Source organism: Rhizobium sp. BE258 (assembly GCF_031457345.1).
Classification (GTDB): Bacteria; Pseudomonadota; Alphaproteobacteria; order Rhizobiales; family Rhizobiaceae; genus Rhizobium.
The window spans coordinates 302,979-315,485 of record NZ_JAVDWL010000003.1 but is presented as its reverse complement, the minus strand read 5'-3'; the positions used below and the strand labels follow the sequence as shown (position 1 = coordinate 315,485).

14 protein-coding genes and 1 riboswitch are annotated in these 12,507 nt (G+C 62.5%); of the genes, 7 read left to right on the top strand and 7 right to left on the bottom strand.

Going from position 1 to position 12,507, the window contains the following annotated elements:
- Positions 1–76 precede the first annotated feature (76 nt).
- From J2X43_RS12045 to J2X43_RS12030, 4 genes are all read right to left on the bottom strand, one after another.
- Positions 77–325: a type II toxin-antitoxin system Phd/YefM family antitoxin gene (locus J2X43_RS12045; RefSeq protein WP_310294229.1), complete on the bottom strand. Its 249-nt coding sequence runs from the start codon at positions 323–325 to the stop codon at positions 77–79.
- 121 nt (positions 326–446) lie between these two features.
- Entirely contained in the window at positions 447–914 is a 468-nt protein-coding gene (locus J2X43_RS12040; RefSeq protein WP_310294228.1) for an SRPBCC family protein, read from the bottom strand.
- Between the two features lie 101 nt (positions 915–1,015).
- Positions 1,016–2,275, bottom strand: a complete 1,260-nt coding sequence (locus tag J2X43_RS12035) for an RNA polymerase sigma factor (RefSeq protein ID WP_310294226.1) — start codon at positions 2,273–2,275, stop codon at positions 1,016–1,018.
- Positions 2,272–2,646 carry a YciI family protein gene (locus J2X43_RS12030; protein WP_310294224.1) on the bottom strand — a complete coding sequence of 125 codons (375 nt, stop codon included), beginning with the start codon at positions 2,644–2,646 and terminating at the stop codon, positions 2,272–2,274. Before J2X43_RS12030 ends, J2X43_RS12035 begins: the two co-directional genes overlap by 4 nt.
- Before the next feature lie 187 nt (positions 2,647–2,833).
- Here J2X43_RS12030 and J2X43_RS12025 point away from each other — a divergent pair, with 187 nt between their 5' ends.
- Positions 2,834–3,787 (top strand): hypothetical protein, encoded by a 954-nt coding sequence (locus J2X43_RS12025; RefSeq protein ID WP_310294222.1) that lies wholly within the window; start codon positions 2,834–2,836, stop codon positions 3,785–3,787.
- Here J2X43_RS12025 and J2X43_RS12020 read toward each other — a convergent pair.
- From J2X43_RS12020 to glpK, 3 genes are all read right to left on the bottom strand, one after another.
- Complete coding sequence (locus J2X43_RS12020) at positions 3,777–4,334, bottom strand: TetR/AcrR family transcriptional regulator (protein WP_310294899.1); 558 nt, start codon at positions 4,332–4,334, stop codon at positions 3,777–3,779. The genes J2X43_RS12025 and J2X43_RS12020 overlap by 11 nt on opposite strands.
- Before the next feature lie 12 nt (positions 4,335–4,346).
- Entirely contained in the window at positions 4,347–4,808 is a 462-nt protein-coding gene (locus tag J2X43_RS12015) for a nuclear transport factor 2 family protein (protein ID WP_310294220.1), read from the bottom strand.
- A 314-nt stretch (positions 4,809–5,122) separates the two neighbouring features.
- Complete coding sequence (glpK, locus tag J2X43_RS12010) at positions 5,123–6,616, bottom strand: glycerol kinase GlpK (protein WP_310294217.1); 1,494 nt, start codon at positions 6,614–6,616, stop codon at positions 5,123–5,125.
- Positions 6,617–6,756: 140 nt separating this feature from the next.
- Positions 6,757–6,867: riboswitch (TPP riboswitch) on the top strand.
- Here glpK and J2X43_RS12005 point away from each other — a divergent pair.
- The 6 genes from J2X43_RS12005 to xdhA all read left to right on the top strand — a co-directional run bounded on the left by J2X43_RS12005 (position 6,859) and on the right by xdhA (position 12,407).
- Positions 6,859–7,467, top strand: coding sequence for a YkoF family thiamine/hydroxymethylpyrimidine-binding protein (locus J2X43_RS12005; RefSeq protein ID WP_310294215.1), 609 nt, complete (start codon positions 6,859–6,861; stop codon positions 7,465–7,467). Its footprint overlaps the riboswitch before it by 9 nt.
- Before the next feature lie 27 nt (positions 7,468–7,494).
- Positions 7,495–8,283 carry an ABC transporter permease gene (locus J2X43_RS12000; RefSeq protein ID WP_310294213.1) on the top strand — a complete coding sequence of 263 codons (789 nt, stop codon included), beginning with the start codon at positions 7,495–7,497 and terminating at the stop codon, positions 8,281–8,283.
- On the top strand, positions 8,280–9,044 hold the full coding sequence (locus J2X43_RS11995; RefSeq protein ID WP_310294212.1) for an ABC transporter ATP-binding protein: 765 nt from the start codon (positions 8,280–8,282) through the stop codon (positions 9,042–9,044). The genes J2X43_RS12000 and J2X43_RS11995 overlap by 4 nt, the downstream gene beginning before the upstream one ends.
- Positions 9,041–10,057 (top strand): ABC transporter substrate-binding protein, encoded by a 1,017-nt coding sequence (locus J2X43_RS11990; RefSeq protein WP_310294210.1) that lies wholly within the window; start codon positions 9,041–9,043, stop codon positions 10,055–10,057. Before J2X43_RS11995 ends, J2X43_RS11990 begins: the two co-directional genes overlap by 4 nt.
- Positions 10,058–10,134: 77 nt before the next feature.
- Positions 10,135–10,911: a 3-hydroxybutyrate dehydrogenase gene (locus J2X43_RS11985; protein WP_310294208.1), complete on the top strand. Its 777-nt coding sequence runs from the start codon at positions 10,135–10,137 to the stop codon at positions 10,909–10,911.
- Positions 10,912–10,940: 29 nt separating this feature from the next.
- Complete coding sequence (xdhA, locus tag J2X43_RS11980) at positions 10,941–12,407, top strand: xanthine dehydrogenase small subunit (protein WP_310294207.1); 1,467 nt, start codon at positions 10,941–10,943, stop codon at positions 12,405–12,407.
- Positions 12,408–12,507 lie beyond the last annotated feature (100 nt).

Here is a 12,507-nt window from a genome sequence, read left to right as displayed (position 1 = left end):
GTTCGATAAAGTTGATGGGTGGATTAGGCGGTGGGATCCGACATCAGACAGTCTGATGTCTGGCGTCCGGGAAATATCACGAAAAATCGACTGGCTTGGGCAAATCTTCGATCTTCGGCGGATCGAATTCTATATCGGCGGCCCCTGGCGTATAGAAGAGGTCGGCAATCTTCGGCCCTTTGCCGCCAAGCCTGACATATTCCTCAACCGTCAGCAGCACATACGAGTTCACTCCGCCATCGACGATGAACACGGGGCCGCTCGCGGCCGCCTTCATTGCAGCGCTGCCGTCTTGCTCGAAATCCTTGCTGCTCATCACGGCCATGACGGTCACCTCGATGTTGCTCCGACACAATACACAACCGCCAATCCGAATCCAAATTCAACGGCTTGCGGGCGCTGGCGGAATCGAAATCGAAACCGCCTCAGCGCCCGCTTTAAGTCGATCAACTGCGCTTCAGGTATTCCTCAAGCTGGCCGGCGACGGTACCCCAGCCCTCGTGAAAACCCATCTTCTCGTGGGCCTCCTTGTCTTCGGCACGCCAGTGCAGCGCCTTGGCGGTATATTTCGTCCGGCCGTTGCCGAGATCTTCGAGCAGGATGACGGCGGTGAAGAACGGCTTTTCGGACGGCACCCAGCCGCTCGTATAGGCATCGGTGAAGACGATCTTCTCGTTTTCGACGAGCTCCAGATAGACCCCGGAATTCGGATACTTGTTCCCGTCAGGATCCTGCATGACGACGTAGCTGGAGCCACCCGGGCGCACATCGAGCTTGGCTTCGGCGATCGTCCAGGGCTTCGGAACGAACCATTCCTTGATCGAATTCTCGTCGGTCCAGGCCTTGTAGATCTTCTCGCGCGGCACATCCATTTCGCGAACGAGAACCAGTTCATGCTGTGTCGTGGCGGTCATTTCGGCATTCCTCCTGTTGAGCGAAACCTGTGTACGATCAGGTTGTTCCAAGGACGTGGCGGCTCCCGCCATTCCGACATCGTGGTCGATTTTTTCAAAGGTTATTTGACGCCTGACAGCACCGGCGGTTTCTGCAGGCCATCGAGCTGCAGGCGGATATGGGCGGCCTCGGCGGCGGAATTGGCGAGCGCGATCGCCCGGTCGAACGCCTCGCGCGCCTCCCGCGTCCGCCCCATCTGCTTCAGCAACCCGCCTCTCAGACCATGGAAGTAGAAATAGCCGTCGAGCTTCTCGGCAAGCGTATCGACCAGCGCCAGCGCCTCTTCCGGCCCCTTGAGCTTGGAGACGGCAACCGCGCGGTTCAGCGTGATCACCGGCGAAGGCTGCAGACGCTCCAGCACGCGGTAGAGGATTTCGATCTCTTCCCAATCGGTATCCTCCGCCCGCTTGGCGCGCGAATGGATCGCGGCGATCGCGGCCTGGATCTGATAGGGACCGGGCCGGCGGTGGCGGATCGCCTTGTCGAGCAGGTTGAGCGCCTCGTTGATCAGCGCCTGGTTCCAGCGCGTCCTGTCCTGATCCTCGAGCAGGACCAGCTCGCCCCTGGCATCGAAGCGGGCATCGCGGCGCGAGATCTGCAGCAGCATCAGCGCCAGCAGCCCCATGATCTCGGGCTCACCCGGAAAGATCCGCAGCATCAGCCGCCCGAGGCGGATCGCCTCGTCGGCGAAGGCGGCCGCTTCGCGCTTCGGGTCGCCCTGCGAATAGCCTTCGTTGAAGACCAGATAGATCATCGTTGAGACGATGGTGAGCCGCTCTGCCCGCTCCTCCTGTCCCGGCGTCTCGAAGGGTACGCCGGCCTTGGCGACACGCGCCTTGGCGCGGGTGATGCGCTGCTCCATGGCGCTTTCGCCAACCAGGAACGCCTTGGAGATCTGCTGCACCGACAGCCCGGAGACGATGCGGAGCGCTAGCGCGATCTGCTGCGTCGCCGGCAGATCCGGATGGCAGCAGATGAACAAGAGCCGCAGGATGTCGTCGCGATAATTGGATTCGTCCAGCCGGTCGGCGATATCGCTTTCTGCATCCTCGGTATCGGAAATCAGTTCCTCGTCCGGCAGCGCCTGCGTCTTCTTCTGCTTGCGCACCGCGTCGATGCCGCTGTTGCGGCCGACGAAGATCAACCATGCCGTCGGATCGCGTGGCGGACCCTTGTCCGGCCAGGTGCGGATGGCGCGCAGGCAGGCCTCCTGAAAGGCCTCTTCCGCGATATCGAGATCGCGGAAATAGCGAAGCAGCGCGCCCAGCGCCTTCGGCCGGGCCGAAGCCAGCGTCACGTCGATCCAGGCAATGTCTGTCATGTGGCTTTATCTCCCGGATGGAACACGTAGAAGGGGCGGATCTCGTAGGAGGTCGAGCCCGGATTGGCGGCCGACAGCTCCTTGGCAAAGGCGATCGCTTCGTCCAGCGTCTCGAAATCGACGCAGTAGAAACCGAGGAGCGCTTCCTTGGTTTCGGCGAAGGGTCCATCGAGCACCAGCGGCTCGTCCTTGCACTTGCGCAGCGTGGTCGCCGAGGTCGTCGGCATCAGGCGGCCGGTCGGGCCGAGCTTGCCGGACTTGGCAAGGGGCTCCTGCACCGCATAAAGCCTGGCCATGACGGCATCCTCCTCTTCCTTCGACCAGGAAAAGACGGTTTCTTCATTGGCATAGCAAAGGATCGCATACAGCATCGGTCACTCCTCTTCCTCAATGACGAAGGAGTAACCCGCCATCCGACACGGCGCAGCAAAAAATTACGCCAGGCAAAATTAGCATTGGGGATTGTATCGGCCGTCCCGCGTTTCGCCATCGAGTTGCCACCTTCGGCTTCGATGTCTCCAGCGGCTGGATTTCCAACATCACATTTCAGGACGAAACATGCATCTTTTCAAAAGCCTGCCGCTATCTGCTGCGATCACCGTGGCGGCCTCCGCCGCCTATGCCGCGCCGCAGAATTTCATCTATACCGGCTCCGGCGACCTCGAGGCAGCAAAGTCCCTGCTGGAGCGGCCGGATGTCGGCGGCGCGCAGGTGGTCTATAACTGGAAGATGCTGGAAAAGGCCAAGGGCGAATACGACTTCTCGGCTATCGAGAAGGATCTGGCGATCGCCGAGAGCCTGAACAAGAAGCTGTTCATCCAGGTCCAGGACCGCTTCTTCAACCCGAAGGCCCGTAACATTCCGGATTACATGCTTGAAGGCGCCGACTATGGCGGCGGGCTGGCGCCTCAATTCGACAATCCCGGTGAGAACAAGGGCATCGGCTCCGGCTGGGTGGCGCAGCAATGGAACCCGGCGGTGCGCGAGCGCTACCAGGCGCTCATTTCGGCTCTGGCGCAGAAATTCGACGGCCGCGTCTACGGCATCAACCTGCCTGAGACTTCGATCGATCTCGACCCGAAGAACGAGCCGAAGGATTTCAGCTGCGATGCCTACTTCGCCGGCGAGATGGAAAATCTCGGCTTTGCCCGCAAGGCCTTCGCCAAGTCGATGGTCGTCCAGTATGTGAACTTCTGGCCCTGCGAATGGGAAAACGACCATAAATATATGAGCCGCCTCTTCGACTTCGCGGCGAAGAACAATATTGGCCTCGGCGGCCCCGACATCGTGCCGAACCGCAAGGCGCAGATGAAGAACTCCTATCCGTTCTTCAACCAGTACAAGGGCAAGCTCGCCTATGTCGGAATGGCGGTTCAGGAGCCGACGCTGACCTACAGGAACCCGCAGACCAAGAAGCCCTTCACCAAGGAAGAATTCACTGCCTTCGCCGACGACTATCTCGGCGCCAGCGTCATCTTCTGGAGCACGAAGAGCCCCTGGCTCAAGAAGTAGCCTTCAGCCTCTTCTGCATGCCGGTGATTGCCCGGCGGAAGACATCGTGATCACTAAGGGCGCGCGACAGAACGAGCGCGCCCTGGATGCCGAGAACCGCGGCCTCCGCCTCGGCCCGCGCCTCGCCGGAGTTCCGGCCAGCCCGCGTCAGCGCCCCGGCCAGCGCCTCGACCCAGCGCCGGAAATAGCTGTTGATCGCCTCGCTGAAGCGCTCCCGCGTCCTATCCAGCGCAAAGGCGCCGACGAGGCAGATGCGCCCGCCCGAGCGGAAGTAATCGTCAACGCCACGCCACATCGCCGCGATCGCCACGGCGGGCTCGTCGCGGCGCAGCGGCTCATAGATGAAGTCCTCGAACCAGCGGTCGACCTCGGCAAGCACGGCAGCCGCCATCTCCTCCTTCCCGCCGGGGAAGAAGTGGTAGAGGCTGCCCTTGCCGATCCCGGTGCGTTCGGTGATCCGGCTCAGCGTCGTGCCCTCATAGCCGAGCTCCCGAAAGATCTCGGCAAGCAGGGGCACGACATCGCGGCGTTCGTAAACGGTCTTCAGGGCATCAATCCTTCAGAGGCCAAGCTCCGACAGCCCCGGATGATCATCCGGACGGCGGCCCAGCGGCCAATGGTATTTGCGGTCCGATTCCTTGATCGGCATGTCGTTGATGCAGGCGAAACGCCGCTGCATCAAGCCGCTAGCATCGAACTCCCAGTTCTCGTTGCCATAGGAGCGGAACCAGTTACCGCTGTCGTCGTGCCATTCATAGGCATAGCGCACGGCAATGCGGTTTTCGCGGAACGCCCACAGCTCCTTGATCAGCCGGTAGTCCAGCTCCTTGGCCCATTTGCGCGCCAGGAAGGCAACGATCTCCGGGCGTCCGTTGACGAACTCGGCGCGATTGCGCCAGGCGCTATCAGGCGTATAGGCGAGCGAAACCTTCTCCGGGTTCCGGCTGTTCCAGCCGTCTTCGGCAAGGCGAACCTTCTGCGTGGCGGTTTCAAGCGTGAAGGGAGGAATAAGCGCAGTCATCGTCTTTCTCCTGTACTGATGAGGATATATTGTACCGATCGGTACAAAAGACGCAAGCAGCGAGATTGCGGCATTCGCGCACAGTGCGGATGGTAATGATTTGGAGGGTCCTGTTTGAAGTTCGCAGAGAGCGGCACGCCCCCTCCGTCATCCTCGGCCTTGTGCCGAGGATCTAACGAACTCCTACGTCAGCCGTTGCAGATGCTCGGGACAAGCCCGAGCATGACGGCGGTGGGTAGGACTGAGGCTCGCACGTGAAGACTGCGAATGGGATGAAGCGCTCGTCCCACCGCCACCCCACCCGGCGCACCGCCCTAAGCGTCGCTCAGCGTCCGCTTCACCGCATTCCGCCAGCCCTTGAGCTTGGCGGCTCGCGTCTTCTCATCCATGTCAGGCTCGAAGCGCTTGTTGCGTTTCCACTTGGCGGAGAAGGTCTTGCGATCCGGCCAGACACCCGCCCGGCTGCCGGCCAGCCACGCAGCCCCCAGCGCGGTGGTCTCCAGGATCACCGGCCGGTCGACGGGCGCATCGAGCAGATCGGACAGCCGCTGCATCGTCCAATCGGAGGCGACCATGCCGCCATCGACGCGCAGCACGGTATCGTCGGTGCCGTTCTTCCAGTCCTTCTGCATCGCATCGAGAAGATCCCGCGTCTGGTAGCAAACGGCTTCGAGTGCGGCGCGGGCAAGCTCCGACGGGCCGCTGTTGCGCGTCAGGCCGAAGATCGCGCCACGCGCCTTCGGATCCCAGTGCGGCGCCCCGAGGCCGGTGAAGGCAGGCACCAGATAGACCTCCTGCGAGGGATCGGCACCCTCGGCCAGCTTGCCAGTCTCCCCGGCAGAATCGATGATGCCCAGCCCGTCGCGCAACCACTGCACCGCAGCTCCGGCAATGAAGATCGACCCCTCGAGCGCATAGGTCGTCTCGCCATCCAGCCGGTAGGCGATGGTGGTCAGAAGCCGGTTCTTCGAGCGCACCATGTCGGAGCCGGTATTCAGCAGCGCGAAGCAGCCGGTGCCATAGGTGGATTTCATCATGCCGGGCTCGAAGCAGGCCTGGCCGATCGTCGCCGCCTGCTGGTCGCCGGCAACGCCTAGGATCGGGATTTCGGCGCCGAACAGCGACTTCTCGGTGATGCCGAAATCGGCGGAGCAGTCCTTGACCTCCGGCAGCATGGCGGCCGGTACCCGCAGGATCTCCAGCAGGTCCTTGTCCCAGCTATTGTCGGCGATGTTGTACATCAGCGTCCGCGAGGCGTTGGTCGCATCGGTGACGAAGCTCTTGCCGCCGGTCAGCCGCCAGATCAGGAAGGTATCGATTGTCCCGGAGCAGAGTTCGCCCTTGGCGGCCCGGGCACGCGCGCCCTTCACATTGGCCAGCATCCAGGACAGCTTGGTGCCGGAGAAATACGGATCGAGGATCAGCCCGGTCTTCTTGGTGAAGAGCTTTTCGAGATCCTGGCGTTTCAGGTTCTCGCAATAGCTGGCGGTGCGGCGGTCCTGCCAGACGATGGCGTTCTGGATCGGCTTGCCTGTTGCACGCTCCCAGACGACGACGGTTTCGCGCTGGTTGGTGATCCCGAGTGCGGCAATGTCAGTGGCCTTCACCCTGGCTTCGCGCAGCGCCATGTGGATGGTCGAAACCACCGAATCCCAGATCTCCTCCGGATCGTGTTCCACCCATCCCGAGCGCGGATAGATCTGCGTGAACTCCTTCTGGCCGACGCCTGCAATCTTCATCTCGCCATCGAAAACGATCGCCCGCGTCGATGTCGTGCCCTGATCGATCGCCAGAACATACCCGCTCATGCCTGCCCCTCCCTCTAAGCTCAGCGGCTTTCAGATAGATCATTTAAGACGTAGAAACGAAAGAGAAAAGAAAGCCGATCGCAATTTTGCCTCGTCGTAAATCGGCCGCTTTACAAGCCAGCCGACGCATGCTTAAAGGGCACCAACGACAGGGGTGCTCCGTATAGCCGGGGCTGAGATGCGGCCGCATGGCCTCAAACTCTTGAGCTGATCTGGATAATACCAGCGGAGCGAGGCGAGCGATGTTTTCTGGCGCACAAATTTCCCTTTACCCGATGACCGACCGTTTCGTCGATGTCATCCTCTCGGCCCTTCCGGCCCTCGCCCCTTATCGCGACAAGCTCAGAATCGAGACCGACGACATCTCGACGCTGATCGTCGGCACGCCCGATGTCGTCTTCGCGGCGATGCGCGATCTCTATGTCAGCGGCTCGGCGGATGGCATCCATGCGGTGCTGCGCGCCACTATCTCCCGCGGCTGCCCCGGCGAGCCTGACGATCCGATGTGCCATACCGAGGCCCTTTCGGGTCCGGTCCTGCCGCTTGCCGAGCGCAAGGCGTCAGCTCTGGAAGCAGTAGCCTCCTCGCCGGTCACCGGCCGTACCGCCGCCGCGCAGTTCTCGCTCTATGTCATGGGCACCGGCGATCACATGGAAGAGATCTACGGCTGCATCGACTTCCTGAAGAATTCGGGCGTTTTCGACCGCTCGAAGAATTTCTGCACCCGCGTCAAAGGCGATGCCGGTGCGGTCTTTGCGACCATTCACGAAGCCTTCGTCCGCTTCGGTCCGCCGAATGGCCATGTGACCATCGACCTTACCGTCTCCGCCAACAGCCCATCCGCCGTCTGATCGCTGCCTCACGTCAGGAGACTGCCGATGCCGCGATTCATCCGATTGCCGGAACTTGCCATGCGTTCTGCGCCCGCCGTGCTGTCGGTCAGCGCGCTGCTGGCCATCTGGGAAGCCTATGTTGACCTTGCCGGTGTGCCGCCGACGACGCTGCCTGCGCCATCGCGCGTCATCACCCAGGCATTCGTCGAACGCGTAGCGCTGCTGAACAACAGCTGGCCGACGCTGCAGGCGACGATCTCCGGTTTCGGCCTCTCGCTGGCGATCGCGTTCCTGTTCTCGGTCGCCATCGACTTTGCGCCGCGCCTGTGCGCCGCCCTGATGCCGGTCTTCGTCATCAGCCAGACATTGCCGCTGGTCGCCATCGCGCCGCTGATCGTGCTCTGGTTCGGCTTCGGGCTGCTGCCGAAAATCCTGCTCGTCGCCCTCGTCACCTTCTTTCCGATGCTGGTGGCCCTTGCCCTCGGCTATGCGGCAGCCGAACCGGAGATCGAGGAGCTGCTGGCCTCGATGGGCGCCTCACGCTGGAAGCGCTTCATCGTAGCGCGGCTGCCGGCGTCCCTGCCCTACTTCTTCGCCGGACTGCGCATCTCGATCACCTACGCGGTCGTCGGCGCGATCTTTGCCGAATATGCAGGCGCCGCCCGCGGGCTCGGCGTCTATATCCTCAACGCCAAGAACAATTTCCGCGCCGATCTGGTGCTTGCCGCCGTGCTCGTCAGTTCGCTGCTGACACTCATCCTGTTTTCGCTGGCCGTGCTGGTCGAATGGCTCTCCATGCCCTGGCACCGCACCAGCCGGGACGACCGTCGATGAGCGATCAGCCTCTTCTCGATATCCGGGATCTCAGCTGCCGTCTCGGCACCGTCGCCGTGCTCGATGGCATTTCACTGCAGCTTCACGCGGGCGAATTCGTCTCGATCCTCGGCCCGTCGGGCGCCGGAAAATCCACGCTCTTCCGGATTCTGACCGGAAGCGTCGCCAAAACAGGCGGCAGTATCCGCATGAACGGCAATGCGCTGGACTCAGAAACCCGCCCCTTCGCCTTCATGCCGCAGCGCGATGCGCTGATGCCGTGGCGGCGGCTGCTCGCCAACGCGGCGCTCGGCCTGGAGATGGCGGGGATGTCGAGACGAGACGCGAGCGCCGAAATCACGCCGCTGCTGGCCGAATTCGGCCTGGAGGGCTTCGAACGCAGCTGGCCGCATGAACTCTCCGGCGGCATGCGCCAGCGTGTCGCCCTGCTGCGCACCGTCGTCCAGCAGCGGCCGATCCTGCTGCTCGACGAACCCTTCGGCGCGCTGGATGCACTGACCCGATTGAAGATGCAGCGCTTTCTCGAAGCGCTCTGCCTGCGCCGGGGGCTGTCGGTGATCCTGATCACCCATGATGTGCGCGAGGCCGTGCTGCTCTCCGACCGAATCTACCTCTTCTCGCCCCGCCCCGCCCGCATCGTCCTGGAAACGGCGGTCAGGCTGCCCCGTCCGCGCACCGAACCCGGCAGCCAGCAGACGGACGTCATCGCAATCGAAAACCGTATCCTCGCAACGCTCTTCGAAGGAGAAGATCAGCCATGACCCTTCCGTCCATCACCCGCCGCACCGCCCTTGCCGGCATCCTGTCGCTGGCCGCCGCACCGCTCACCGTTCGCGCCGCCAATCCCAAGGTTTCGGTCGCCCTCGACTGGACGCCGAACACCAATCACGTCGGCCTCTACGTGGCCCGTGACAGGAATTTCTACCGCGACGCCGGTCTCGATGTCGAAATTCTCCCCTACACGGACACCTCGGCCGCGACCCTCGTTGCCAGCCGTGTCGCCGATTTCGGCGTGCTCGGCTCGATCGGCTTGATGACGCAGCGCGCCGCCGGCGCCGATCTCATCGGCACCTTCGCGATCGTTCAGAAGGAAACCGGCCGCGTCGTCTTCAAGGCCGATCGCAGCGACATCCAGACGCCGAAGGACCTGGACGGGAAGACCTATGGCGGCTTCGGCAGCGCCTGGGAAAACGCCCTGCTCGGCTCGATGATCAAGAACGCCGGCGGTAAGGGCGAGTTCGAGACCGTGACACTCGGAACCTCGGCCTACCAGGCGCTCGATAACGGCGCCGTCGATTTCACCCTCGAAGTCTACACCTGGGAGGGCGTTCAGGCCGAGCTGGAGAACAAGGCCCAGCGCGCCTTTGTCTATGCCGATTACGGCGTGCCCGACGAACACACGGCCATTCTGGGCAGCAGCAACGCCTACCTTGCCGAAAAGCCGGACCTTGCCCGCGCCTTCATGCAGGCAACGCGGAAGGGATATGAATTCGCGGCCGATCATCCGGACGAAGCCGCCGCCATCCTGATTGCCGGTTCCGACGGCGCGCTGATGAACGGCGAACTGGTGCGCGCCTCGCTGAAGGCTCTCGTTGACGGCGCCTATCTGCGCACGGCACCCGGCAAGGCTGGGGATATGGAACCGGCCAAAATGAACGCGATCAGCAACTATCTCTTCGATGCCGGTATCCTGAAGGATGCCAATGGCGCACCGCTTGCCAAGCGCCCGGATTTCTCGGCGGCTTTCACCAACGGTCTGCTCGCCGGAAGCTGATAGCGGCAACGCGGCGATTGTCAGCCACCGCTCTTTGCGCATAACCTTGGTCCATTGCGGACCAAGGAGAAGCGTTCATGAAGAGAACCGTCGTCGTCACCGGCTCCACCAGCGGCATCGGCCTGGCGATCGCCACCGCCTTTGCCGGCAAGGGCGACAACGTCGTCATCAACGGCTTCGGAAGACCCGAAGAAATCAAGGCGATCACCGAGCGGCTTGAATCACTTTCGGAGGGACGCACCCTCTACCATCCGGCCGACATGACCAAGCCCGCCGAGATCGCCGACCTGATCGAAACGGCGGCAAAGACCTTCGGCACCGTCGATGTGCTGGTCAACAATGCCGGTATCCAGCATGTCGAGAAGATCGAGGATTTCCCCATCGACAAGTGGGATCAGATCATCGCCATCAACCTGTCGAGTTCCTTCCACACGATGCGCGCAGCCATTCCGCACATGAAGGCGAAGAAGCACGGCCGCATCATCAACATCGCCTCGGCCCACGGCCTCGTCGCCTCGCCGTTCAAATCCGCGTACGTGGCGGCGAAACATGGTATATTAGGATTAACGAAGACGGCCGCCCTGGAGCTTGCTGAGTCGGGCGTCACGGTGAATGCCATCTGCCCCGGCTACGTGCTGACGCCGCTGGTCGAAAAGCAGATCCCGGATACGGCAAAGGCCCGCGGCATGACCGAGGAGCAGGTGAAGACCGAAGTGATCCTCAAGGCCCAGCCGACGCATGAATTCGTCAAGGCAGAGGAAATCGGCGCGCTGGCGCTCTACCTCGCCAGCGACGACGCCCGGCAGGTCACCGGCACCCACATCTCGATTGACGGGGGCTGGACTGCGGCATAACCATTAGAAAAACAAGAATAAGGAACATCATGAGCGACAGCATCCGCTTCATCCTCAATGGCGAGGACATCGCACTCAAAGATGTCCGCCCGACCGAGACTCTGCTCGATTTTCTGCGGTTGAAGCGCCGGTTGACCGGCACGAAGGAAGGATGCGCGGAAGGCGATTGCGGCGCCTGCACGGTGCTGGTTGGCCGTCTCGTCGATGGCAAACTCGCCTATGAATCAGTCAATGCCTGCATCCGCTTCATGGGTTCGCTGAACGGCACCCATGTCGTCACCGTCGAGCATCTGGCGGCCAAGGATGGCACACTGCATCCGGTGCAGCAGGCGATGGTCGATTACCACGGCTCGCAATGCGGCTTCTGCACGCCGGGCTTCATCATGTCGCTCTATGGCCTCTGGCTCTCCAACGACAAGCCCGGCCGCCCGCAGATCGAAAAGGCGCTGCAGGGCAATCTCTGTCGATGCACGGGCTATGAACCGATCGTCAAGGCGGCCGAAGCCATCGCCAGGGCGCGCCCGAGCACGCTGTTCGACCCGCTCGAAAAGACCCGTTCCGATATCGTCGCCCGCCTCTGGGCGATGCAGCCGCGCGAGACCATCACCGTCACCTCCGATGACGGCAGGCTGTTGATTCCCGGTTCCGTCGAGGCGCTCTCCCGTATTCTGGCGGAAGAAAAATCCGCCACCATCGTCTCCGGCTCGACCGATGTCGGGCTCTGGGTGACGAAGCAGATGCGAGCGCTGAATCCCGTCGTCTTCATCAATCACCTGAGCGAATTGCAGACGATCAAGGTCACCGACGGCGGCGTCACCTTCGGGGCAGGCGTCACCTATACCAAGGCCTTCGAAGTGCTAGCGAAGAAGGTGCCGGCGCTTGCCGCCCTGATCAACCGCATCGGCGGCGAGCAGGTTCGCAACATGGGGACCATCGGCGGCAACATCGCCAACGGCTCGCCGATCGGCGACAGCCCGCCGCCTTTGATTGCGCTCGGCGCCACGCTGAAACTGCGCTCCGCCGCCGGCACTCGCATGCTCCGGCTCGAGGATTATTTCATCGCCTATGGCAAGCAGGACCGCAAACCGGGCGAATTCGTTGAAAGCGTCTTTGTGCCCTACCCCGCCGAGGGTAGCCACTTCGCCGTCTACAAGGTCACCAAGCGCCGCGACGAGGACATCACCGCCACCCTCGGCGCCTTCTACCTCACACTCGACGACGCCGGCGACGTCAACGACATCCGCATCGCCTTCGGCGGCATGGCGGCAACCCCGAAACGCGCCCGCACCGTCGAATCCGACCTGATGGGCAAGCCCTGGACCGAAGCCACCATCGACGCCGCCCGCCCCACCTTCGACGCCGACTTCCAGCCGCTGACCGATTGGCGCGCCACGGCGGAATACCGGCAGCTGGCGGCGAAGAACTTGCTGATGCGGTTTTACCTGGAGACGGTGGGAACGCCGGTGGAACTCAAGCGGTTCGAGGGGGTGGCGTGATGGAAGCCTTTGACCTTTGCGAGAGCAGCCCCCTCATCCGCCCTTCGGGCACCTTCTCCCCTCGGGGAGAAGGTGGCGGCAGCCGGATGAGGGGGCCACA

Excerpts from the sequence above, each read along its gene's own strand:
- J2X43_RS12045 (WP_310294229.1), bottom strand. The coding sequence starts at position 325 with ATGGCCGTGATGAGCAGCAAGGATTTCGAGCAAGACGGCAGCGCTGCA.
- J2X43_RS12040 (WP_310294228.1), bottom strand. The coding sequence starts at position 914 with ATGACCGCCACGACACAGCATGAACTGGTTCTCGTTCGCGAAATGGAT.
- J2X43_RS12035 (WP_310294226.1), bottom strand. The coding sequence starts at position 2,275 with ATGACAGACATTGCCTGGATCGACGTGACGCTGGCTTCGGCCCGGCCG.
- J2X43_RS12030 (WP_310294224.1), bottom strand. The coding sequence starts at position 2,646 with ATGCTGTATGCGATCCTTTGCTATGCCAATGAAGAAACCGTCTTTTCC.
- J2X43_RS12025 (WP_310294222.1), top strand. The coding sequence starts at position 2,834 with ATGCATCTTTTCAAAAGCCTGCCGCTATCTGCTGCGATCACCGTGGCG.
- J2X43_RS12015 (WP_310294220.1), bottom strand. The coding sequence starts at position 4,808 with ATGACTGCGCTTATTCCTCCCTTCACGCTTGAAACCGCCACGCAGAAG.
- glpK (WP_310294217.1), bottom strand. The coding sequence starts at position 6,616 with ATGAGCGGGTATGTTCTGGCGATCGATCAGGGCACGACATCGACGCGG.
- J2X43_RS12005 (WP_310294215.1), top strand. The coding sequence starts at position 6,859 with ATGTTTTCTGGCGCACAAATTTCCCTTTACCCGATGACCGACCGTTTC.
- J2X43_RS12000 (WP_310294213.1), top strand. The coding sequence starts at position 7,495 with ATGCCGCGATTCATCCGATTGCCGGAACTTGCCATGCGTTCTGCGCCC.
- J2X43_RS11995 (WP_310294212.1), top strand. The coding sequence starts at position 8,280 with ATGAGCGATCAGCCTCTTCTCGATATCCGGGATCTCAGCTGCCGTCTC.
- J2X43_RS11990 (WP_310294210.1), top strand. The coding sequence starts at position 9,041 with ATGACCCTTCCGTCCATCACCCGCCGCACCGCCCTTGCCGGCATCCTG.
- J2X43_RS11985 (WP_310294208.1), top strand. The coding sequence starts at position 10,135 with ATGAAGAGAACCGTCGTCGTCACCGGCTCCACCAGCGGCATCGGCCTG.
- xdhA (WP_310294207.1), top strand. The coding sequence starts at position 10,941 with ATGAGCGACAGCATCCGCTTCATCCTCAATGGCGAGGACATCGCACTC.